This window comes from Streptantibioticus silvisoli, assembly GCF_027947535.2.
Lineage (GTDB): Bacteria > Actinomycetota > Actinomycetes > Streptomycetales > Streptomycetaceae > Streptantibioticus_C > Streptantibioticus_C silvisoli.
In genome coordinates this window covers 175,078-197,093 of record NZ_JAAGKO020000005.1, presented here as the reverse complement: position 1 = coordinate 197,093, position 22,016 = coordinate 175,078, and the positions used below count along the sequence as shown (strand labels likewise).

17 protein-coding genes and 2 pseudogenes are annotated in these 22,016 nt (G+C 72.9%); 10 read left to right on the top strand and 9 right to left on the bottom strand.

Annotation, left to right across the window (positions count from 1 at the left end; translation table 11 throughout):
• The first annotated feature begins 42 nt into the window (after window positions 1-42).
• The 6 genes from bioD (at window position 43) to POF43_RS05940 (ending at window position 6,918) form a co-directional block, all read left to right on the top strand.
• Window positions 43-762, top strand: a complete 720-nt coding sequence (gene bioD / locus POF43_RS05965; protein ID WP_271322477.1) for a dethiobiotin synthase — start codon at window positions 43-45, stop codon at window positions 760-762.
• Window positions 763-1,023: 261 nt separating this feature from the next.
• Window positions 1,024-1,809: an SAM-dependent methyltransferase gene (locus POF43_RS05960; RefSeq protein WP_271313736.1), complete on the top strand. Its 786-nt coding sequence runs from the start codon at window positions 1,024-1,026 to the stop codon at window positions 1,807-1,809.
• 619 nt (window positions 1,810-2,428) lie between these two features.
• The gene (locus POF43_RS05955; RefSeq protein ID WP_271322464.1) at window positions 2,429-3,151 is read left to right on the top strand and encodes a hypothetical protein; all 723 of its coding nucleotides are present in this window, start codon (window positions 2,429-2,431) and stop codon (window positions 3,149-3,151) included.
• Window positions 3,152-3,557: 406 nt separating this feature from the next.
• Window positions 3,558-4,574 (top strand): phosphotransferase family protein, encoded by a 1,017-nt coding sequence (locus POF43_RS05950; RefSeq protein ID WP_271322465.1) that lies wholly within the window; start codon window positions 3,558-3,560, stop codon window positions 4,572-4,574.
• Window positions 4,575-4,892: 318 nt separating this feature from the next.
• A complete protein-coding gene (locus POF43_RS05945; RefSeq protein WP_271322466.1) occupies window positions 4,893-5,798 on the top strand; it encodes a helix-turn-helix domain-containing protein in 906 nt (301 codons plus the stop codon).
• Window positions 5,799-6,081: 283 nt separating this feature from the next.
• Window positions 6,082-6,918, top strand: a complete 837-nt coding sequence (locus tag POF43_RS05940; protein ID WP_271322467.1) for an oxidoreductase — start codon at window positions 6,082-6,084, stop codon at window positions 6,916-6,918.
• Between the two features lie 218 nt (window positions 6,919-7,136).
• Here POF43_RS05940 and POF43_RS05935 read toward each other — a convergent pair whose 3' ends face one another.
• Entirely contained in the window at window positions 7,137-7,853 is a 717-nt protein-coding gene (locus POF43_RS05935; protein WP_271322468.1) for an SDR family oxidoreductase, read from the bottom strand.
• A gap of 429 nt (window positions 7,854-8,282) precedes the next feature.
• Between POF43_RS05935 and POF43_RS05930 the strand changes: the two genes are divergently transcribed.
• The 4 genes from POF43_RS05930 (at window position 8,283) to POF43_RS05915 (ending at window position 13,449) form a co-directional block, all read left to right on the top strand.
• Entirely contained in the window at window positions 8,283-9,281 is a 999-nt protein-coding gene (locus tag POF43_RS05930; RefSeq protein WP_271322469.1) for an Lrp/AsnC family transcriptional regulator, read from the top strand.
• Between the two features lie 435 nt (window positions 9,282-9,716).
• Window positions 9,717-11,540: an ABC transporter ATP-binding protein gene (locus POF43_RS34775; RefSeq protein WP_271322470.1), complete on the top strand. Its 1,824-nt coding sequence runs from the start codon at window positions 9,717-9,719 to the stop codon at window positions 11,538-11,540.
• 308 nt (window positions 11,541-11,848) lie between these two features.
• Entirely contained in the window at window positions 11,849-12,052 is a 204-nt protein-coding gene (locus POF43_RS05920; protein ID WP_271322471.1) for a hypothetical protein, read from the top strand.
• A 23-nt stretch (window positions 12,053-12,075) separates the two neighbouring features.
• Entirely contained in the window at window positions 12,076-13,449 is a 1,374-nt protein-coding gene (locus POF43_RS05915) for a hypothetical protein (RefSeq protein WP_271322472.1), read from the top strand.
• Window positions 13,450-13,834: 385 nt separating this feature from the next.
• Here the strand turns inward: POF43_RS05915 and POF43_RS35105 are convergent, their stop codons facing one another.
• The 8 genes and pseudogenes from POF43_RS35105 to POF43_RS05880 all read right to left on the bottom strand — a co-directional run bounded on the left by POF43_RS35105 (window position 13,835) and on the right by POF43_RS05880 (window position 21,540).
• Window positions 13,835-13,936 carry a DUF6893 family small protein gene (locus POF43_RS35105; protein ID WP_372515857.1) on the bottom strand — a complete coding sequence of 34 codons (102 nt, stop codon included), beginning with the start codon at window positions 13,934-13,936 and terminating at the stop codon, window positions 13,835-13,837.
• Window positions 13,937-14,037: 101 nt separating this feature from the next.
• Window positions 14,038-14,607: a hydrogenase maturation protease gene (locus POF43_RS05910; protein WP_271322473.1), complete on the bottom strand. Its 570-nt coding sequence runs from the start codon at window positions 14,605-14,607 to the stop codon at window positions 14,038-14,040.
• Window positions 14,604-16,253 carry a hypothetical protein gene (locus tag POF43_RS05905; RefSeq protein WP_271322474.1) on the bottom strand — a complete coding sequence of 550 codons (1,650 nt, stop codon included), beginning with the start codon at window positions 16,251-16,253 and terminating at the stop codon, window positions 14,604-14,606. The genes POF43_RS05910 and POF43_RS05905 overlap by 4 nt, the downstream gene beginning before the upstream one ends.
• A gap of 287 nt (window positions 16,254-16,540) precedes the next feature.
• Window positions 16,541-17,185 (bottom strand): annotated as a pseudogene (locus POF43_RS05900) (DUF6084 family protein); the annotation flags it as partial.
• 200 nt (window positions 17,186-17,385) lie between these two features.
• Window positions 17,386-18,000 (bottom strand): annotated as a pseudogene (locus POF43_RS05895) (DUF5947 family protein); the annotation flags it as partial.
• A complete protein-coding gene (locus POF43_RS05890) occupies window positions 17,997-18,557 on the bottom strand; it encodes a NifU-related iron-sulfur-binding protein (RefSeq protein WP_271317285.1) in 561 nt (186 codons plus the stop codon). The gene POF43_RS05890 and the pseudogene POF43_RS05895, both read right to left, overlap by 4 nt.
• Entirely contained in the window at window positions 18,554-20,335 is a 1,782-nt protein-coding gene (locus POF43_RS05885) for a nickel-dependent hydrogenase large subunit (protein ID WP_282698748.1), read from the bottom strand. Before POF43_RS05885 ends, POF43_RS05890 begins: the two co-directional genes overlap by 4 nt.
• A 113-nt stretch (window positions 20,336-20,448) precedes the next feature.
• Window positions 20,449-21,540 carry an NADH-quinone oxidoreductase subunit B family protein gene (locus tag POF43_RS05880; RefSeq protein WP_271316910.1) on the bottom strand — a complete coding sequence of 364 codons (1,092 nt, stop codon included), beginning with the start codon at window positions 21,538-21,540 and terminating at the stop codon, window positions 20,449-20,451.
• Window positions 21,541-22,016: the final 476 nt, after the last annotated feature.

The window sequence follows — 22,016 nt, the reverse complement described above, 5'->3', positions numbered from 1 at the left end:
GATCGAGTGGGTGATGGTGTGGGTGACATGGGAGGCCGCGACGTGCCGGTGATCGTGGTGACGGGTACCGGGACCGAGATCGGCAAGACGGTGGTGACCGCCGCGCTGGCCGCCTGTGCGCTGGCCGCGGGGCGCAGCGTCGCCGTGCTCAAGCCCGCGCAGACCGGGGTCACCGCGCACGAGCCGGGCGACGCGGCGGAGGTGGCACGGCTGGCCGGCCCGGTCACGCAGGCCGAACTCGCCCGGTACCCGGACCCGTTGGCGCCCAACACCGCGGCACGGCGGGCCGGGCTGCCCCCGATCGGTCCGGAACACGTGGCGGAGGCGGTCGGCAAGCTCGCCGCCGAACACGATCTGGTGCTGGTGGAGGGCGCGGGCGGGCTGCTCGTGCGCCTCGACGACCGGGGCGCCACGATCGCGGACGCCGCGCGGCTGCTGGGCGCGCCCGTGCTGGTCGTCACGGCGGCCGGGCTCGGCACGCTCAACGCCACCGAGCTGACCGCGCGGGAGCTGCGGCGGCGCGGGCTCGACTGCCCGGGCGTGGTCGTCGGCAGCTGGCCGGACCGCCCGGGCCTCGCCGAACGCTGCAACGTCGCGGACCTGCCCGCGGTGACCGGCCTGCCCCTGATCGGCGCCGTCCCGCAGGGCGCGGGCACCCTGCGCCCGGCCGGCTTCCGCACCGCGGCCGCCGACTGGCTCGCCCCGCTCCTGGGCGGCCGCTGGGACGCGGAGTCGTTCGCACGTCGGGCGGAGACGGCGTAGGGGGCCGGGCCGGGCGTCGCGACCGGGCCGGGGGTGCCGGGGGTCCTGGGACCGCGGCACCCCCGGCCGGGGTTGCCCACCGACCGGATACCGTCGCACGCCGGCCCGGGGACCGCGATGCCGCCAGGGCGCCGGCGAGGGTGGTGACGGCACGTCAATGCCGGTCACCCGTATTCGCGTTACCGCATGGACCGGGTCGACACGTGCGGATAAGGTGGCTCGATCTACTCTGCGTATCTCTTCGCGTAACGGAGCTTTGTGATGGCGGCAGACACCCCTGGTCCGCAGATAGACACCAGTAAGGCCCATCCCGCGCGGGTCTACGACTTTCTGCTGGGTGGCAAGGACAACTACCGGCCCGACTGGGAGGTCGGCGAAAAGCTGCCGGCCGCGGCGAAGGAGTCGGCCCGGCAGAACCGGGAGTTCATGCACCGGGCGATGGCCTGGCTGGCCGGCACGGGCATCGACCAGTTCCTCGACATCGGTACCGGCATCCCGACCGAGCCGAACCTGCACCAGGTCGTCCAGGCGATCGTGCCGACCGCGCGGGTGGTCTACACCGACTACGACCCCATCGTCCTGCGGCACGCCCAAGCCCTGCTGGTCAGCCGGCCCGAGGGGATCACCGACTACATCCAGTCGGACGTCCGCGACCCGGAACGCATCCTCGAACACGCCCGCCGCATCCTGGACTTCGACCGCCCGATCGCGCTCTCCCTCATCTCACTCATGCCCTTCGTGCCCGATGAGGACAAGCCGCACGACATCGTCCGCACCCTGGTGGACGCGCTGCCCTCCGGCAGCTACCTGGTGATGTCGCACGGCTCCTCGGAACTGCTGCCGGAGATGGCGGCCTCGGTCTCCCAGAAGTACGCCGCCAGCGGCGTCGCGCTGACCCCGCGGAGCCGTACGGAGATCCTCCGGTTCTTCGACGGCCTCGACTTCGTCGACCCCGGCCTGGTGGCCACCACGAAGTGGTTCAAGGACACGCCCGCCCCGCCGGAAGAGGTCAGCGGCATCTACGCGGGGATCGCCCGAATCCGCTGACCGGGCGACCCAGTCCCCCCTTCCGCCCCTCCGCTCTCCTCCCCGGCGCCGCCGATTCCGCTGACACCGCTGGGGTCGGCAGCCTTGCCCCGGCGGCGGGCCGCTTCCGGCAGCCGTGGGACCCCGACGGGGTTCCACGGCTGCGGCCGCCCGGGTACGCGGTTCTGATGGGCGTTCAGGTCACGCAGGGGGCTGCGAGGTACGGCCGTACGTTCAGGTCCGGCGAATGGAGCCGCCGTGAGGCGGACGGACGGCGGCCATACCGGTCCTTCTCCCGCCGCTCATACCCGCGATGACCAGCCCATCGCGTTTTTCGACGGCCTTCTCCCCACGCCGGGATGTCCGGCGATATCAACGGGCCCGGGTTACGTTCACACGGCATCGACCCATTGCGGTCAAAAAGGGATTTCCCCACCGAACGGGATGCCGAGGTAATCGCACGATGAAACCGAGAAGTGGACCGCGCGGCCTTTTGGCCTGCTTGCGTATCGCGGCGGGACTGGTCCTCACGGGTGCCCTGTCGGTGGGGGTGACGCCACACGCCGACGCGTCCTCGCCGCGCTCGTGCTGTTCGACCACGGACCGCGGAGGCGATTCGCGGTGCCACCCGTCGTTCTGGGTGAACGACAGCATCGCGCCGTTCGAACTGCGGCGGTACTCGCCGTCCGGCGCGCTGCTGGACATCGTCGCGGTGGCGTCCCCGTACTTCGACATCGCCACCAACTCCAACGGAAGCCGGCTCTACGCGCTGGAGTCGGGCCTCCCGACCAGGCTGGACACCGTCGACCCGGCGACCGGGGCGGTCCTGTCCTCGGTCGCCATCAGCGGCGTGCCGGCCACGGAGTTCCTCAACGGGCTGTCGCGGCGTGCGGACGGCATGCTGCTCGCCGGCGACGCGTCGGCGAACACGCTGTACCTGATCAACCCGGTCACCGCCGTGGCGACCGTACTGCCCGTCAGCCTGGCACCGGGACGATCGCTGGCGGGCGACATCATCACCCTGCGCGACCACGACCTGCTGGCCGTCGACGAGGACGCGGCGACGGAGAGCGACGAGCACTTGGTGCGCATCCACCCCGACGGCAGCCGCACCGTGGTGGGCCACCTCCCGAACGGGACCGGGTTCTACGGCCTCACCGTCTCCGGGGGCCGGCTCTTCCTCGCCGCCACCAACGGCGCCATCTACCGCCTGCCGGCACCGCCCCGCGCCCCCTCCGACCGGCTGCTGCCGCTGCGGCAGGTGGTCGCTCCGTCGGCCGGCCTGTCGTGGTACGGCGCCGCGTCGGTCGAGGACAGCGGCCGCACGTGCGGCAAGCAGGGCCGTGACCACGGAGGCTGGTGACAGCTGACGGCCCCGGCCCCGGGTGAGCCCTCGGCAGCTTCGGTCGGGGGCTCACCGCGTTCCGCCCCGGGCGGATGAGCACCACGGGTCGCGCGCCCGGCACCGCCGACCGGGTACGCGGGCTCCGCGGGGTGCCTTTCGGTGCTTGCCGGTGCCTCTCGGTGCCTGCTCCGCGAGGATGCCGCTGTCCTCGTGGAGGTACCGGCAACCGGTGGCCCGCCCGGCCCGCGGCACCGGTGTTCCGCACCCCGACCGCGATGGCATCCGCCGCAGCCGTGACCGCGTCCCGATCACCGGCGACCGTGCTCGCGGCGCCGCCGGCGACCGCGTCCGGCCGGCCGTTCGGGTGCGGCGCCCAGGGGGATTCCGGGGCCGGCCGGCGTGCCGTCCTCCCTATACTTGCCCGGTGTCAGACGTGTTGACGGTGGAAAGCGCCGGCGGACTCCTCACCGGTCTGCTGCCCGCGTACGGTTCGGTCCGCGCCGTCACACGGTTCGCCGAGGGGTCGGTCACCGGCGCGTACCGGGTGGACTTCGCCGCCGCGGGTACCGCGCCGGTCGTGGTGAAGGTGCACGGCCGCGACGACCTGGTGTCCGCGGTCCGGGAGGCCCGCGCCCTGCGCTTCCTGACGCGGCACGGTATCGACGTCTCGCCGCGCGTGCTGGCCTTCAGCCGCTGCGCCGAGCTGCTCGGCGACCGCCCCTGCGTCGTCTCCTCGCTCCGGCCGGGGCGCACGCTGACGACGGTCGACGACGAGCTGACGCCCGCTCAGCGCCACGACGTCTACCGGCAGGTCGGCGAGGTCCTGCGGCGCCTGCACGCCGTCCCCGCCCCCGGCTACGGATACCTCGCCGCCGGCGACCCCGGCCACGCCGACGGTGCGGTCCGGACCGCGTTGCCGGACAACCGCGCGCACATGGCCCGCGTGTTCGACCGGGAGCTGCGCCGCTTCCGGGCGAACGGCGCCGACCCCGCCCTGGTGAACGCCCTCGCCGGACACGTCGCCGACCGCGCGGAGGCGTTCGCCGCGTGCCCCCGGCCCGCCTACTGCCACGGCGACGTGCACGAGCCCAACCTCCTGGTGGAGCCGGCCGGGGACGACCGGTGTTCGCTGACCGGCCTGATCGACCCGCTCAACATGCACGCGGGCGATCCGTTGACGGACTTCGTACGCCTCGACGCGTTCTCGTTGCAGGGCGACCCGACGAAGATCGCCGGGCTGCTGTCCGGTTACGGCGCCCACGAGGCCGCAACGCACCCGGGCGCCTGGCCGGTGGCCTGGCGCCCGCGGCTCCACCTCTACCGCATCGCGCTCGCCGTCGAGCTCCACAACTGGTTCACGATCAGCGGGCAGCGGGACGAACTGCCGGCCCTCGACCGTCAGCTGCGTGAGCTGGTGGGCGCAGGCGAGCGGAGGGGGTAAGTCCCGGCGGGCGTACCGGGCGCCGGGGGCGACCGCTTCGGGAGCGGGCGCGGGGTGAGCCGTCGCCGGCCACCCGTCGTAGCGGACGCCGGCCGGGCCCCGGGGCGACGCGTGCCGACCCGCCCCGCGGATCGCACCGCCGGGGCGGTCATCCCGCGCCCGACCGTCCGTCTCACCGCCGACACGCACCGTCAACGCCCCCGGCGCCGGTGCGGTGCGAAGGTGGGTGTGGCGGGGCTACCCGGTTCGATCGGCCGCTTTGTAGCGTGGAGGGCACAGGACGGCAGGAGCTCGTCGGACGGGTACGGAGGTGATGAGATGACCGAGCGGCGGGTCGCCCCACGGCTGGGGGAGTTTCTGCGGGCCCGGCGGGCACGGGTACGCCCCGAGGACCACGGGATGCCCGCCGGGACCCGCCGGACGCCCGGCCTGCGACGCGAAGAGGTCGCGATGCTGGCGGGCATCAGCACCGACTACTACATCCGGCTGGAGCAGGGACGCGACAGGCACCCCTCACAGCAGGTCGTCCAGGCGCTGGCCGAGGCGTTGCTGCTGGAGGACGAGGCGAGCGCCTACCTGCGCGGGCTGGCGGAACCGGGCCCGTCGCAGCGCTCCCGGCGCACGCGCCACCAGGAGTACGCCTCCCCCGGCCTGGTCTCCTTGATGGACGCCTGGCCCCGCACTCCGGCGCTGGTGTACGGCCGGTACATGGATCTCCTGGCGGCCAACACACTCGGTGAGGCACTGTTCAGCTGGCTGGGCGAGGAGACCAACCTGCTGCGCGCGATCTTCCTCATGCCACCGGCCCGCGCCTTCTACCGGGACTGGGCCAGGATCGGCGAGGGGTGTGTCGCGGCGCTGCGGGCCGCCAACATCGACCCCGACGACCCGCGGCTGGTCGAGCTGGTGGGGGAACTGTGCGTCAACAGCCCCGAGTTCGCCCGCTTGTGGGGTCGCCAGGAGGTACGGGCCAAGACCGCCGAGATCAAGCGGCTGACCCACCCGGACGTGGGCGAGCTGTCCCTGCGCTTCGAGAATCTGACCGTCCCGAGCGCCCCCGGCCAGCACCTGGTCGTCTACCACGCCGAGCCGGGCAGCCGCGAGGACCAGGCCCTCGCCCTGCTGGGCAGCTACGCCGCCACCCCCGCGAGCGACAGCCACGCCTCGCGCCGTCAGGACCTGGCCGCGGAAGACGGCCCAGCGGCGGAGAAGGGCATCCGCTGACCCGGCGGAGCTGACAGAACTCCCGCACGTCCCGATACGTCCCCGCACGCCCGCGCCACGGTCGGCGCCGGCGCGGGCGGCGACCACCACCGGAGGACCACGGGAAATCCGCGTCGCCCTGATGCGGCAGCACCCTCGTGCGGCAGGCCCTGTCCGGGACGCGTATCCGCGTCGTCCGGCAGGCCCGGTGGCCACCGATGCCCGCATGCCTGACGGCCTGACGGCCACGGCTCTCTCATGATCCACGGGTGTCCTTCCGATGCCCCCTATCCCTGGAGCAACCATGTCTGTTTGGTTCATCACCGGCGCCTCGCGCGGCTTCGGCAAGGAACTGGCCGCCGCGGCACTCGCGGGCGGGGACCAGGTCGTCGCGACCGCCCGGAACCCGCAAGCGGTCCTCGACGCCCTTCCCGAGGCCGGCGACTCACTGCTGGCCGTGGCGCTCGACGTCACCGACCAGGAGCAGGCCAGCGCGGCGGTGGCGGCGGCCACCGAACGCTTCGGGCGGATCGACGTGCTGGTCAACAACGCCGGCTACGGGCTGTTCGGCAGCGTCGAGGAGATCACCGACGCCGAGGCACGCGCGCTGTTCGACACCAACGTCTTCGGCCTGCTCAACGTCACCCGGGCGGCGCTTCCGACCCTGCGGGCCCAGGGTGCGGGGCGCGTCCTCAACATCGGATCGAGCGCCGGTTTCGCCGCCGGCGCGGGCCGGGGCCTGTACGGCGCCAGCAAGTTCGCCGTCGAATCGATCACCGAGGCGCTGCGCGGCGAACTCGGCCCCCTGGGCATCCACGTCACCGTCGTGGAACCCGGCTCCTTCCGCACCGAGTTCCTGAGCGCGGACAGCAAGCGCCAGGCCGGTTCCGACATCCCGGCCTACGCCGACACGGTCGGCACGCTCTACACGGCGATGGCGGCCAACAACGGCAAGCAACCCGGGGACCCCGTCAAGGCCGTGGCCGCCATCCGGCGACTGGCCGTCGCCGCCGAGCCGCCGCTGCGCCTGCAACTCGGCAGCGACTGCGTGAACCTCGTCGAGGGCAAGCTCGCCTCCGTCGCCGAGGAACTCGACCAGTGGCGCGAACTGGCCCTGTCCACCGACTTCCCCGCCGCGTAGCCCCACTCCCCGCGTCACCCGCCCGGTACCGGGAAACCGTCCCGGCGCGGGTGACACGGCCGGCGAGGCGGTCCGGGCGTTCGAGCGGCCGGACTGCCGACGGGTTTCCGGTCGTCGCCCGGGCGTCCGCAACGGCCGGGCGGCGGAAGTCACCCGAGCGAAGGCAGCAGGGCGAAGTCACCCGATGAAAACACCGGGGCGAAGGCCGCAGCACGAAGTCACCAGGGCACGGTCCGACCCGAGCGGTCCAGAAACGCCGGGCCGGGCGTGCCCAGTCGGGACAACAGGACGTCCACCAGGAGCGGGACGCTCTCCTCGACGGTGAACGGTGCGTCCGGCCCACCGAGTGCGGTGCGGATCCAGCCGGGCGCCAGGAGCACGAAGGCGCGCCGCGTCCCGGCCTGCCGGGCCGCGAAGCTGCGCATGAACATGTTCAGGGCCGCCTTGCTTCCCCGGTAGACCTCGCGGCCCGCGGTCGTGTTGTTCGTGATGCTGCCCTGACCGGACGACATCGCTCCGATGAGCCCGGTGGGGGTCACGAGGTCTTCGAGCGCCTCGATGACCCGCATGGGGCTGAGAGCGTTGGTGATCATCACCTCGACGAAATCGGCGGTCGGCACCGCGCCGATCGGTGTCTGCTCGTTGTTCGTGGTGCCCGCGTTGACGAAGAGCAGGTCGAGCCGGCGTCGCGCGAGACGCTCGCGCAGGGGCGCCAGGTGGTCGGGCTCGTTGATGTCGAGACGCTCGATGGTGACGCGCCCGTCGGCCCGGTCCGCGAGATCGTGCAGGGGCGTTCGGGCGGTGGTGTCGCGGACCGTGCCGATCACGTGCCAGCCCCGGTCGAGGAATTCGGCAGCCATCGCGTGGCCGAGGCCGCGCGAGGCCCCGATGATGAGAGCGGTCGGCGTGTGCCGGCCGGTGACAGTCGATGACATCCGGCGTCATCTCCGTTCTTCGTTCTTCGCGTTTCGTTCTGCGCGTGGTGAACCCGGTCGGTCGCATCCGTCACCGATGCCTCGGCGAGGCGTCGGCCGGTGCGGCCGCTGTGGGGCGTGATCTGTGCGGGGCGGGTCGGTCCGCCGCGCGGTGGTGCGGGGCGGGGCGGTCCGCCGCCGGGCCGTACGGGGGACGTCGGTCCGCCGTTCGGCCGTACGGGGAGCCGCGTACGCCTTATGGCCTTACGCCTTACGTGACGAAGCGGTCCGCCGTGCGGTCCTTACGTGGCGATCCGTCCGCCGTGCCGTCGTACGTGGCAAGTCTGTCCGCCGTGCTGTCGCCGGGGCGAGTCGCGGGGGCCCGTCTGTAGGATTCCTCCCATGACAGACGCTTCGATGTCTGATTCCGTCGCCGTGCAGCCCGACGATGTGCGAATCATTCGAGCGCTTCAGATCGCGCCGCGGGCTTCCTTCGCCTCGATGGCGGTCGCGCTGGGCCTCACCGAGAGCGCCGTCAACCGCCGGTACCGCCGGCTGCGTGCCGACGGTGTCATCCGCGTCGCCGGCGTGCTCAACCCGGGGGCGCTGGGACAGAGCAGGTGGCTGGTGCGGCTGCGGTGCCGCCCCGGCAGCGTCGCGGCGATCGCCGACGCACTCGCCAGGCGCGACGACGTCAACTGGGTGGCCCTGAGCGCGGCGGGCTGCGAGATCACCTGCGCGACCCAGTCCCGGACCCGCGAACAGCGCGAGGACCTGCTCGGTCAACGGCTTCCGCGTACCGCGGCGGTGCTCGACATCAACGCCTTCGCCATGCTGCGCCAGTTCATGGGAGGCCGCGGCCACTACTGGGCTGCCCTGCGGGGCGTGCTGTCGCCGGAGCAGGAGGCCATGCTCGGGAGCGAGGGTTCCCCGTTCACCGAATCCCCGGTCGTCAACCGTGATCCCGTGCGGCTCACCGTTGAGGACGAGCGGATTCTCGCCACGCTCGCCGCGGACGGCCGCGCCGGTCTCGTCGACCTCGCTGCGGCCGCCGACTCCACGCCGGGGCGCGTGTCACGCCGCCTTCACGCCTTGCTCGTCAGCCGCGTGGTCCACATCGACGTCGAGATCGCCGCGGCCGCTCTGGGCTACCACGCCCGGGCGAACCTGTGGCTGCGCGTGCATCCGTCGGCGGTCAAGAGCGTCGGGCGCGCGCTCGCGCGGGAACCCGAGATCGCCTTCGCCGCGGCCGTCTCCGGGCCCTGCAACATCCACGCCGTCGCCCACTGCCGGGACCTCGACGACCTGTTCGAGTTCACCTCGGATCGCATCGGGTCGCTGGCCGGCCTGCAGAGCATGGAGATCTCCCCGGTACTCCAGCACGTCAAGCAGGCCGGCACGCTGCTGTCCGGCGATCGCCTCGTCAAGCCGTCCCGTACGCGAACGTGACCGGAGGCAGGCGTGCCGTCCCCGGCAGGCGGGTTTCCGTTCCTGATCGACACCGCACCGGCTGATGGACACCGCACCGAGTGCGTGACCGAGGGGGAAGGCCGAGCCGGCTCCGGCCCCGCCATCAGCAACACGGTGACGATCCCGATCGCCGCGGCAGCCCGCCCCGGACCGGCTCCCCCGGGTGACCGGCGTAAGCCGGCTCTGGCCGGGACGCCCTCCTGTCGCGCCGACGACTCCGGCACCGCGGCGCGGCGCGACCGGCATGCGGCAACCGGTGCAAGCGGAGGCGGCCGTCGTTGCCGCCGCTCGCCGGGGCCGTCGCGCGGACGGCGGCTCGCGCCACCTAGGCCGACGGTAACCCCGGGCCGCTGCGGGCCGTTATCGGTCCGGGGGCTCCGCAAGGAGTCCGCCAGGGCTCGGGAAGGAGCCGCGGTGGCTGATCGACGTGTGGGTGTCCTGTGGTCCTCGGCGGCCTTCGCCGTCCGTCTCGCCTGGCGGGCGGACCGGCGGGCGCTGGTCCACGTGGTCCTGGTACAGGTTCTCCTGGCGGGCGCGATGGCCGGAGGACTGGTCGTCGTGCAGACGGTGTTCGGGTCGGTACTGGCGCACGGCCCCGCGGCGGCCGGGCGGTCGCCGGTGGTCGTGCCGGCCGTCGTCGTGCTGCTGGTGGCGGGCGCGGCGGCCGGCGCCCTGCGGTTGTCCGGCGCGGCGCGGATGGCGGTGCTGACGGTCAAGGTGGACCGGTTGGTGGCCGGGATGGTGCTCCAGGCCGCGGCGGCGGCCGAGTTGCCCCGGTTCGAGGAGCCCGACTTCCACGACGGTCTCCAGCGAGCGGTGTTCGCCTCGCGGCGCCAGCCCGCCATGGCCGTCGTCCTCCTCGTCACCGCCTTCCAGGCGGCTCTGACCGTGCTGGCGGTGGGAGGGGCGTTCGTCCTGATGGCGTGGTGGCTGCTCCCGCTCGTGCTGCTCGGCGCCGTTCCCGGGATCAGGGCCGCGGGAAAGGAGCGCGACGCGCACCACGACCTGCACCATGGGCTGTCGGAGGGCCGGCGGCTGCGGGAGTACCTCGAACAGCTGCTCACCGGCCGCCAGGAGGCCAAGGAGATCCGGGCCCTGGACCTCGGGGCCGTGCTGACCGGGCGCTGGCAGGACCAGTACGCGCGCGAGGTCCGCGACACCGAGGCCCTGCTGAAGGCCCACGCGCGGCGCCGGATGGCGGCCCAGGCCACCGGCGGGGCGCTGACGTGCCTGGCGGTCGGCGCCCTGTGGTGGGCGGCGGCCCGTCATCTGCTGCCCCTGTCCGTGGCCGGGACCGCCGTGGCGGGGGTGTGGCTGCTCTCGGTACGGCTCAACGCGTTCGCGGGCATGCTCACCGGTATCGGCGAGAATCTGCTGCGCCTGACCGATCTGTGGAGCTTCACCGCTGCGGGCCCCGTCGCCCCGGCGGCCGCGACAGCGCCGGTCCGCCAACAACTGCCTTCGCCACGGAACGAGTTGGGTCCGTTGCGTGCCGAACGCCTGAGTTTCACCTACCCCGGTGCGGACAGCCCGGCGGTGCGGGAGGTGAGCCTGGCGGTCGAGCCGGGTCAGGTGGTGGCCCTCGTGGGGGTGAACGGGTCGGGCAAGACGACGCTCGCCCACCTGCTGGCCGGGCTCTACCCGCCGGACAGCGGGCGGCTGCTGCACGACGGCACGCCGATCACGGACCTGCGGGCCCATCGGGCACGGACCGCGGTGGTCTTCCAGGACTTCACCCGCTACAAGTTCCCGGCCCTGGACAACGTCGGCTTCGGCCGGCCGCACGGCACCGCCGACCCCCTGCGCGTGCTGGACGCGGCACGGCGGGCCGGCGCGCTGGACTTCCTCCAACGCCTCCCGGCGGGCCTGGACACCCCGCTGGGCAAGGAGTTCACCGGCGGCGCGGACCTGTCGGGCGGGCAGTGGCAACGTCTGGCCCTGGCCCGTGCCTTCTACCGCGACGCTCCCCTCGTCATCCTCGACGAGCCCACCGCGGCCCTCGACGCGCACGCGGAGGACCAGCTGTTCACCAGCCTGCGCGGGCTGTTCGCCGGCCGCACCGTCGTCCTGATCTCCCACCGCCTGCGCAGCGTCCGCCACGCCGACCGCATCTACGTCCTGCGGGCCGGCCGCGTCGTCGAGGAGGGCAGCCACAAGGCCCTGCTGCGCGCGGACGCCCACTACGCCTCCCTCTTCCGCACCCAGGCCAGCGCGTACCACGACACCAACACCCCATGATCGCGACGGGAATTGACATCGGCACACCGCAAGACGTCATCACTTTCCGTCACCATGGCGGTCGGTGCCGCACCGGTCCTGATCGGCCCGCGCTCCGGCCCCGCCCCGGCAGGGAACCAATGGCGACCCGACGGAGAACAACCGCTCTCAGCTGGCACTTTGCCCCTTTGATGCGCTCGCCGGTCGCCCGTCGGACGGCCTCTTCCCCGGCAGCCGACGGGACCGCACATGACTTGTCACATAAGCCCAGCCGAGTTTCATACGCGCGGGTGATATACAGAGAGTGGCCGATCCAGCAGACTTTTCCCATGGTGACCTACCTGCAAGAGACGCGCCCCCTGTCCCTCGACACCGAGACCATCGCGGAGATCGAAGAGATCTTCACCGACGGCTTCATCGCCCCCTCCGCCTGCCGGGTCCAAGGCGAAGGCTGTACCGGTTCCGTCGGCTGCTGCCCCGGACTCGTATGTGTGTCCCAGAACGGCTTCAGCGGCTTCTGCCAGCAGCCGTAGCCATGTTGCAACCGGGAGTGGTCGTGGCTGAGCTGGGCAGCGGCGGGGTCCTGCTGGACACCGGCAGGCCCGCCGCGGCCTACCTCAGTCCGACCGCTCTCGGCTGGCTGCGCGGCCGGCCCCCCGCCGCCGAACACCACGCCCAGCACACCCACTGCTTCACCCAGTGGCGGGCCGCCGGCTTCCTCGCACCGGACACCGTTTCCGCCGGACCCGCGGCGCACGACGACCTCCGGGCGCAAGCCGCCGACTGCGCCCCGTCGGCACGGCATCCGGTGCTGGTGATCGCGATGGCCACCGCCTGTGGCTTCTGCACCCAACTGACCGCCGACCTCGCGGCGAACGCCCCCGGCCTGACGCACCTCGACGCCTCCGTGCTCCTGGTCGACGGCGACGACACCCGTGCGCTCGGTCGGCCGCTGGCCGAACCCGCACGCCGGCGACTGGCCCGCCTCGGCCGCCGCGCGGCCCAGCAGGGCACACCCACCGCCGTACTCCTGTCCCCCGACCGGCCGCCCCGGGTGCTGACCGGCTTCGACGAGGTCGGCCACGCACTGGTCGAACTCAGCGGCGCCGACCCGCGGGCCACCGTCATCGAGGCACCGACGAGTTGTTCGGTGAACGTCGCCGCCCAACCGGTGGACGCGCTGCTGACCGCACGGGTCAACGGCACCCGGCTCGGGATCGCGGTCCGCGGCGGCGAGGTCCGCCGGATCGTGGAGACCGCCGGCGGCCTCAGCGACAGCGGCTACACGCCCGTCACCCTCACTGTCGAACGCCCCGACACCTTCTACCTCCTCTTCCGCGGCGGTGAACTCCTCACCCGGGCCCGCACCGCCGACGCCCTCCGGCAGAGCCTCGCCGCCGTCCTCGCCGGCTACGCGAGCCACGCCTCGCCGGAACGGGGCACGGTCCCCCTGCTGTGCGGGGCCGCCGTGCACGACGGGGGGCATGCCGTGCTGTTCCCCCGCACCTGGATGTCCGACCTCGTCAAACGCGCCCGGCAGCTGGAACGCGCCGGCTGGCGACTCCCGCCCGAGCCCTACACCACGCTGCGGGCCTCCCCCACGACCGGCGCCCTCCACCTGCCCGATCCGGCCCGGCCCGAAGACCCCGGCCACGCCGTCACGGCAGTCCTGACCGAACCGCCCCAAACCGGCACCCCCACCCGGGCCCGGCTGCTGGCGTCCATCGTCAACTGGATCGCCCGCCCCGCCGCCACGGACGCCATCCACACCCTGGCCGCGTTCCTGGATCCGCTGCCGGTCCGTGCCGGCACCTGGCAGGAAGCCCTCACCCACCTGACGGGCCCCCGCACCCCCGAGGACGACCGAGGATCGCCGCATCGGGGAGGTTCGACGACCGCGCCGGAACGGCCTCAGGCACCGGGCAACTGATCGGCCGGCCCGACAGTGCCGTTCACCACCGGGGGTGGCTCGCCCTGACGGCCCCGGTCCGCCGCCCGCCGGGCTCCGGCGCCGCAGCGGCTCCGGAGATGTGCGCGGCAGCCGGTGCTGCTGACGGCGGGGCGACGGCGGGCGAGTCCATCGTGAGCGTGTCGGTGTGGCCGGGGCACTCCTCCCCGGCCATCGCGCTCGTCCGCTACGCCCACTTCATGCCCGGCGCGGGCGGGCGGGGCCTGTCGGTGCTGGACGCCCGACTCGCTCAAGATCAACAGGAAAGTGTCCCTGAGAAGTCCCCCGGGAGCTGTCGTGCTCGCTCGGGTGCGGTGAAATCCCGGGTCGGCGCCGTCTCCGTTGACCGCCGCTCACATGTTGCCGCTCACATGTTGCGCATCTTCAAGTAACGCCTGATGTCCGGGATGTTGACCGCGACGGCGGCGGCGACCACGGCTGCGGCGGCGCCGACGAAAATCTTCTTCATGCGCTGTTCTCCTTCGTGCGTCTCGGTGCGCCGGCCCGTCCGGGCGGCTCGGCGCGCTTCGGTCGTACGCCCGTCGCGGGCGCCGGACGGTGCGTGGCCGGTCAGCGCGCCGGCTCGTCGCTGCGGACCGCCGCGGCGAACGTCCGGCCCGGCGGTGGGTCGTCGCGCAGCAGGCGCAGGACCACGTCCACGGCCCGGTCGACCGCGCCGGCCACCGGGTCGCTCAGGCCGATGCCCTCGTCCAGGCAGGCCGGTTCGCAGCCCACCACCCGTACCCGCCCGGGACGTTCGCCCCCGGTGCCGGCGCTGAGGGTGGCCAGCAGCGCCAGCACGGCGTCCGGTGTCATCCGGTGGCCGTCGATCAGGACGTCGCCGGGGGCCGGTTCCGCGGGCGCGGCGTCGTCGATGAGGTAGACGGTGCCGGGGACACCGCCGCGCGCGGTGGCGTCCAGCAGGACGACGCTGTCGTAGCCGTCGAGGAGCTGGTAGGCCAGGTGGACGCCGCGCACGCCGATGTCCGCGGTCTCCACGCCGGGCGGCAGGGGGTGCCGGGCCAGCCGGCCGACCACTTCGACGCCGAAGCCGTCGTCGCCGAGGAAGATGTTGCCGAGGCCGGCCACCAGCACGCGCGGCGGCCCCGAGGTCACCGGCACACCGCCCGGCGCGTTCACGCCGGCGCCCTGGAGTCCGAGCCGCCCGGGGTGCCGGACGGGGTGGGCAGCACGCTGACCTCGTCGGGCTGGAAGTACAGGAACCGGCCCTGAAGGCGGCGCAGTTCGGCTCCGGGATCGTCCTCGACGGTGACGGCGAGGTGGACCGCGCCGTCCACGTCGTGCAGTACCGCCTCGACCAGCGCGGTCCGGCCGTGCAGGAAGATGTCCTGGGCGTCGGTACGCCGCTGCCCGGGACGCAGGCGCACCCGGCTGCCCGCTCCCACCGACCGGCCGTCGACCAGCACCCGGTCGCGGGCCGGGTCGACGCTGCGGTCGGCCGCCGGATCCCACCAGGGAGCGTCGGGCCGCAAGGCGCGGGCGAGGCCCTCGTCCGGGTCGGGGCTGCTGGGCGCCAGGGGTTCGTCGGCGTGCGGGGCGGTGGGGACCGGGAGTTCGTCGCGGACCGGGGTGGTGAGGTCCGGGAATCCGTCGGGGTGCGGGGCGGTGAGGACCGGGAACTCGTCGCGGTCCGGGGTGGTGAGCACCGGAGGTCCGTCAAGGTCCGGTGTGGTGAGGACCGGGGGCTCGTCCGGCCGGTCGACCTCACCGGTGGCCTCGCGCAGCGAACGGACCGCGCCGTGCAGCCGTTCGAGCACCTCGGGGGGCAGGGAGTCGGCCAGGTCGACCACAGCGCCGGCGCGTTCGTCGGTGCCGCGTGCCTCGCGTTTCTCCTGGTCGGTGAGGGCCGCGGTGCGCAGCGCGAGGATCTCGTCGATCTCCAGGGAGTCGTAGAGCGCGCCGGGACTCTCCGGGGCGATGCGCGGGTGGTCCTCCAGGATGATGGGCGACGACAGCATCACGTCGGCCCGGCCGTCCACCCCGGCCAGCACCGGCCAGGTGCGGTCGTTGCGGCAGTCGGCCACCGCGGCCCGGGCCCACTCCGGCGGATCGGTCATCGACACGAAGGACCCCGACGTCAGGCCGATCATCAGGTGAGCGGCGACGAGGGAGTGCGGCAGCGCGGCCTCCCGGGAGGTGTCACCGCCCGCTTCGGCGGTCCAGTCCCCGGTGTTCTTCACGACCACCGTCAGCCTCAACACGCGGTAGGGGCCGGGCAGTTCGGTGGCGGTGAGCCGTACGACGGCGTCAACGCGCTCCCCGCGCCGGACCAGCCGTCCCACCTTCGCACCTGCGGCGTCGTACACCTCCTCGGTGTCCTCGTCCGCCGGCAGGCCGACCGGCGCTTCGACGCCCACCCCGCACAACTGCTCGATCGTGGCGGTCACGTCGACCCGCTCCTCGACGCCCTCGTCCCACGGGACCAGCACGCGGTCGGGCAGGTCGAGGCTGTCGGCCGGTGCGTGACCGCCGCCGGGCAGGCAACGCAGGACGGTACGGCGCCGCACCCGCAGGAAGCGCAGCCGGACGGTGACCTCGGCGTCGCCGCGCGGTTCCATCAGGCACTCGGTGCGCTGCGTGCTGTGCTCGCCGCGGTGGCCGTCCCAGGACGGCGGGACCAGGACGCCGAACTGCCAGCGCATCCGGTTCTTGGCGGCGGACGCCCGGTACGGGTAGAGCACATAACCCTCGAACAGGACGGCGTCGGCGGCCTTGCACGCGGTGTCGAACAGCTGGTCCGCGTCGGCCGGGGTGACCGTGGTCATGGCGCCGTCACCCGCGCCTCCGGCGACGTTGCCGTTGCCGTTGCCGGGGCCGCTGCCGTTGCCGTTGCCGTTGCCGTTGCCGGGGAGGAGGCCACCGGCACGCGGGCTTCCCCGGGGAGAGGTGTCGCCGCGGGTGCGGTCGACTCGGCGGCGGCCGGTTCGACAGCGGCCGGTTCAGCGGCAGCCGGTTCGGCAGCAACCGGCTCAGCCGCGACCGGTTCGGCGGCAACCGGTTCGGCGGCAACCGATTCGGCGACGGCCGGGGAGGGGGCCACCGGCACGCGGGCTCCCCCGGCGGGAGGCGTCGGTTCGGCGGCGGCCAGCAGCGTGGTGACGGTCTCCTGCCACGACGGCAGGGCGTGCCGGGAACGGAAGGCGAGCAGCTCGTCCATCGTGTCGCGCGGCAGCCGCAGCCAGCCGCAGCCCGGGAAGTGCTGGTCGATCATCTCCCGCCACACCCGCGCCGGCATCCGGCACGGCGCCTCGCGGTCCCAGGGGACCGGCTGCACCTGGAACCCGCCCCGGCCGCGGAACGCGGTGCCGGAGAACAGCAGGGTCAGCGGCGCCTCGCCGTCGCGCAGCGCCTCGAAGTACTTGGTGGCGGCGATGTCCATGTCGTACGTGCACGGCACCGGCAGGTCGACCTCCGTCTCACCGGTGAAGCCCGGGACCATCACGGACACGTGGGCGAACTGGAGCGGCTGCATGCTCCGGCTCCAGCGGGACGGTTCGCCGAACAGGTCGCCGAGCCGGTCGGCCTCCGCCGGGGCATAGCGGCGCAGCGCCGGTTCGATGCGGATCTGGCAGCGCAGCGCGATGGCGTGCACGCGTTCGCCGCTGGAGGCGGTGACGCGCAGCCGGAAGACGAGGGTGGGTCCGGCGGCGTAGGGGTCGGCGGTCACGCCGGTACAGGTGAAGCCCAGATCGCTCACGGCCGCGCGCCCCCGTCCGCGGTCGCGTACCCGGCACCGGCCGGCGTTGCGGCGACCGCACCGGGCGTCGTTCCGGCGACCGCGCCGGCCGGCGCTCCCGCCGCCCCGCCGGCCGGCGCTCCCGCCGCCCCGCCGGTCGGCGCTCCCGCCGTCGCACCAGTCGGCGTTCCGGCGGCCGTACCGCGCACCGCGGGCGGCGCCGGTGCCGCCTTGCGGTCCAGGCCGGTGAAGAACGTGTCGAGTTCGGCGCGGGCGTCGGCGCCGCCGTCGAACCCCCGCCAGTGCAGGCGCAGCCGTCCGACGAGTTCGTAGGCGGCGTCGATGGGGATCAGGTGGCACGCGGCGTGTTCGTCGGTGCGCCGCACGAGCAGTGCCTCGACGTCCGGCAGCAGGGTGCGGGCCAGCGGCGAGTCGCGGAAGACGCCCTCCCATGCCTGGGGGTCGACCTCGCTCTCGGTGGCGCCGGCCGGGCTGGGGTAGAACGCGACGACGCGGTCCAGGGCGGCGTTGCGGAAGAAGAACGCGACGCCCACGGGGATGCCGAGGGCCTGCCACGCGGCCGTGTCGGCGTCCCAAGCCGGATCGCTCAGGTAGCGGTCCGGGATCGTGCGGAAGCGTCCGCCGTCCGCGCCGTCCCGGTCGAACAGCATCGCGCAGGCCCGGCAGGCGCAGGCCAGCGCGCGCCGCTCGGTGTCGACCAGGTGGCGGTGGCCGTCGTCCACCGGGACCGCGCACAGTTCGCAGCGCTCCACGGCCGGCGGGCGCGGCCCGAGGTACCTGCGCAGCCCCCGCGCGGCGGTGGTGTGGTCGCTCACCGGGCGCCCACCGGGCTGGTGCCGGGCGGGCGGGCGGCGATCTGGAGCAGGACCGGCTCGGGGCGGTCGGCGGGCGCTTCCTCGACCACGACGGTGGTGACCTCGGGGGCGAAGCAGGCCAGCGCGGACTCGACGCGTTCGCGGACCGCCGCGGCGGTGTTGCCGCACCCGCAGCCGTCTCCGGTCTGCCGCAACCGCAGAGTGCCGGTGTCCGCGTCGAATCCCTCGACGCCGAACGTGGCGGCGTCGGCGGCGCGCAGGGCCCGGTCGATGCGGACCGGGACGTCGTCGGGGTGCAGGTCGTGCAGGACCAGCAGCCCCGCGGTGACCTCGTCGTCGAGCAGCGCGCCCAGCGGATTGCCGCTGCGCCCGGACAGCAGGGCGACGGCCCGGGTCAGTCCGGTGCCGTAGAAGTCCATCAGGGCGCGGACCAGTTCCTCGGCGGTCTCGGCGGCCACCGGATCGGCGGCCAACCGGTCGAGCAGCTCCCCGACGTGCTGTGCCACCGCGTCCGGCGACGGCGCCCGCCGGACCTCCTGGGTCTGCCGGCCCGTCATCCGGCGAGCCCGCTCAGCCCGGTCGGCACGTGCATCTTCTCCACCGTCCGGCCGCCGCCGACGTACATGTGCACCCCGCACGGCAGGCACGGGTCGAAGCTGCGGACCGCCCGCATGATGTCGATGCCCTTGAAGTTCTCCGGCGGGTTCTCCTCGAAGATCGGCGTGTTCTGCACCGCGTCCTCGTACGGGCCGGGGGTGCCGTAGGTGTCGCGGACGCTGGCGTTCCACGGGGTGGGCGGGTACGGGTGGTAGTTGGCGATCTTGCCGTCCCGGATGACCATGTGGTGCGACAGGACGCCGCGTACCGCCTCGGTGAAGCCGACCCCGATGCTCTCGTCGGGGACCTCGAACTTCTCCCACGTCTTGGTGCGGCCGGCGCGGACCTCGACGAGCGCCTGCTCGGCGAAGTGCAGCGCCGCCGCGGCCGCGTACGCCTGGAAGTAGGTGCGCGCCCGGTTGCGTTCGAGGGCGTTGCTCCACTTCGGGATCTTCCACTCGAACGTGGTCTCCGGCTTGGTCAGCGACTTGGGCAGGTTGATGACGACGCTGTGGCCGGTGGACTTGACGTAGCCCATGTCGACCAGGCCGGACAGGGCGGTGGACCACAGGCGGGCGAGCGGTCCGCCGCCGGTGTCGAGCGCCAGGTGGTCGGTGCCGTCGAACCAGCGCGGGGACATCACCCAGCTGTACTTGTCGTCGAAGTCGCGCTTCTGCGGCGCCGGGATGGTGTGCTGGTTCCACGGGTGCCGCGGGTCGACGGCGTTGCCGAGCGGGTCGTGGGTGACGAACTGCTCCTGGCCCTGCCAGTCCTGGTAGTACGAACTGCCCAGCAGGATGCGGATGCCGAGGTTGATCTGCGTCAGGTCGTTGGTGACCAGCTTGCCGTCCACCACGATGCCCGGGGTGACGAACATCCGCCGGCCCCAGTCGGTCATGTTGCGGTAGGTGAAGTCGCAGTGCTCGGGGTCGTTCAGCGCGCCCCAGCAGCCGAGCAGGACCCGCCGGCGGCCGACCTCCTCGTAGCCGGGCAGCGCCTCGTAGAAGAAGTCGAACAGGTCGTCGTGCAGCGGCACCACGCGCTTCATGAACTCGACGTAGCGCATGAGGCGGGAGAGGTAGTCGGTCAGCAGCTGGACGGAGGCGATGGTGCCGACGCCGCCGGGGTAGAGCGTGGAGGGGTGCACATGGCGCCCCTCCATCAGGCAGAACATCTCCCGGGTGTACCGGCTGACCTGGAGGGCCTCCCGGTAGAACTCGCCCTCCAGCGGATTGAGCGAGCGCATGATGTCGGCGATGGTGCGGTATCCGTGGTCGCCCGCGTGCGGGGCCTCGGTGTGCTCGGCACGTTCCAGGACGCCGGGGTTGGTCTCGCGGACCATCTTCTCGCAGTAGTCGACGCCGACCAGGTTCTCCTGGAAGATGTTGTGGTCGAACATGTACTCGGCGGCCTCACCGAGGTTGATCAGCCACTCGGCCAGGTGCGGCGGCTTCACGCCGTACGCCATGTTCTGCGCGTAGACCGAGCAGGTGGCGTGGTTGTCACCGCAGATGCCGCAGATACGACTGGTGATGAAGTGCGCGTCGCGCGGGTCCTTTCCGCGCATGAAGACGCTGTAGCCCCGGAAGACCGACGAGGTGCTGTAGCACTCGGCGACACGCTTCTGCTTGAAGTCGATCTTCGTATGGATTCCGAGGCTGCCCACGATCCGGGTGATCGGATCCCAGGACATCTCCGTCAGACCGCTGCTTTTTCCCGCGGTCGTGGGCGTTGCCATCGTCGGTGCCGTGCCCTTCGTCGTCGTGTCGCCGTCAGGTGGTGCCGTCTGGTGGGGTTGTCCTGCGGTGCGGTCCGTCGTTGCCGATCGACGGTTGTCGGCCTGCCCGGCCGTTACCAGGGCTTGCGGTAGCCCGTGGTCAGTTCACGGCCGGGATGGCGCCACTTCGGCTCCTTGTCGACCGTCTTCAGCGTGATGCCGCGCAGTCTGCGGATGGCCATCCCGTAGATCCCGCTGGCGGTGCTCGACACCTTGCCGCCGGGGGGTTCGTCCATGAACGGCATGAACTTGTCGGGGAAGCCCGGCATCGTGCAGGCGATGCAGATGCCGCCGACGTTCGGACAGCCGCCGATGCCGTCCATCCAGCCCCGCTTGGGCACGTTGCACTTGACGACCGGCCCCCAACAGCCCAGCTTCACCAGGCACTTGGGCGAGTCGTACGTGGTGGCGAAGTCACCCTGCTCGTAGTAGCCGGCCCGGTCGCAGCCCTCGTGCACGGTCGCGCCGAACAGCCACGTCGGGCGCAGCTTGTCGTCCAGCGGGATCATCGGCGCCGAACCCGCCGCCTGGTGCAGCAGGTAGGTCAGCGTCTCGGCGAAGTTGTCCGGCTGGATCGGGCACCCGGGCACGCACACGATGGGGATCCCGGCGTGCGACTTCCACTCCCAGCCGAGGTAGTCCGGCACCCCCATGGCCCCGGTCGGGTTGCCCTCCATCGCGTGGATACCGCCGTACGTCGCGCAGGTGCCGATGGCGACCACGGCCAGCGCCTTCGGCGACAACCGGTCGATCCACTCACTCGTGGTGATCGGCTGTCCGGTCTCCGGGTCGTCGCCGAAACCGCACCAGTACCCCTCGGCCTTGATCGACTCATTGGGGATCGACCCCTCGACGACCAGCACGAACGGCTCGATCTCGCCACGCTCGGCCTTGAAGAACCACTCGATGAAGTTGTCCGCGCCCTGCGTGGGTCCGCACTCGAAGTCGATCAGCGGCCAGTGGATGGCCACCTTCGGCAGCCCCGGCAGCCCCTGCAGCGCGATCTGCTCGATGCTGGGCTGGGTGGCCGCGGTCAACGAAACGGAGTCACCGTCGCAACTGAGGCCCGCGTTGATCCACAGGATGTGAATGGGTGACTCGTCGTCCGCGGCGGAACCCGCTCCGCTCGCGGTCTCCGAGGCCGTGGAAGCGCTCGCACCGGGCATGGATGCCTCCTGGGTGGCGGGGTCGGCTCACGCCAGAAAAAGGCGTTCCCCTCCTGGATACCGGGCGCCGCGCCGGGACGCCCTGCCGAATGCGCCCACCGGGGTGACGGACGCACGGCCATGCGGGGACGCCGCCGGTCGGGCTCGGCGAAAGCGGGTCTGCGGAGGGCACGGGTCCGCGGGGGCTCGGGGTGGGGCCGGTTCGATCCTGACCGGACGGGGGCTCTGCCGGATGCGTCCGTGGCCGGCACCCCGGCTGAGGACTGGCACGTGGTGTTCGACCTGGTGCAGTCGAGCGAACGGACGTGGGCCGGGCTCGGCACGACCGATGCGGCCGCCTCGGTGCCGGCGACGACGGCGGTCTGCTCGTCGAGCGCGGTGCGGTGCTCCTCGGAGAACAGCTCGAACATGCGTGGGGCTCACGGCCGACGAGATCGATCGGGCAGCGGCGTCCAGCCTTGCGCAAAGTGGCTGGT

Excerpts from the sequence above, each read along its gene's own strand:
- POF43_RS05960 (WP_271313736.1), top strand. The coding sequence starts at position 1,024 with ATGGCGGCAGACACCCCTGGTCCGCAGATAGACACCAGTAAGGCCCAT.
- POF43_RS05945 (WP_271322466.1), top strand. The coding sequence starts at position 4,893 with ATGACCGAGCGGCGGGTCGCCCCACGGCTGGGGGAGTTTCTGCGGGCC.
- POF43_RS05940 (WP_271322467.1), top strand. The coding sequence starts at position 6,082 with ATGTCTGTTTGGTTCATCACCGGCGCCTCGCGCGGCTTCGGCAAGGAA.
- POF43_RS05935 (WP_271322468.1), bottom strand. The coding sequence starts at position 7,853 with ATGTCATCGACTGTCACCGGCCGGCACACGCCGACCGCTCTCATCATC.
- POF43_RS05920 (WP_271322471.1), top strand. The coding sequence starts at position 11,849 with ATGGTGACCTACCTGCAAGAGACGCGCCCCCTGTCCCTCGACACCGAG.
- POF43_RS35105 (WP_372515857.1), bottom strand. The coding sequence starts at position 13,936 with ATGAAGAAGATTTTCGTCGGCGCCGCCGCAGCCGTGGTCGCCGCCGCC.
- POF43_RS05905 (WP_271322474.1), bottom strand. The coding sequence starts at position 16,253 with ATGACCACGGTCACCCCGGCCGACGCGGACCAGCTGTTCGACACCGCG.
- POF43_RS05890 (WP_271317285.1), bottom strand. The coding sequence starts at position 18,557 with ATGACGGGCCGGCAGACCCAGGAGGTCCGGCGGGCGCCGTCGCCGGAC.
- POF43_RS05885 (WP_282698748.1), bottom strand. The coding sequence starts at position 20,335 with ATGGCAACGCCCACGACCGCGGGAAAAAGCAGCGGTCTGACGGAGATG.
- POF43_RS05880 (WP_271316910.1), bottom strand. The coding sequence starts at position 21,540 with ATGCCCGGTGCGAGCGCTTCCACGGCCTCGGAGACCGCGAGCGGAGCG.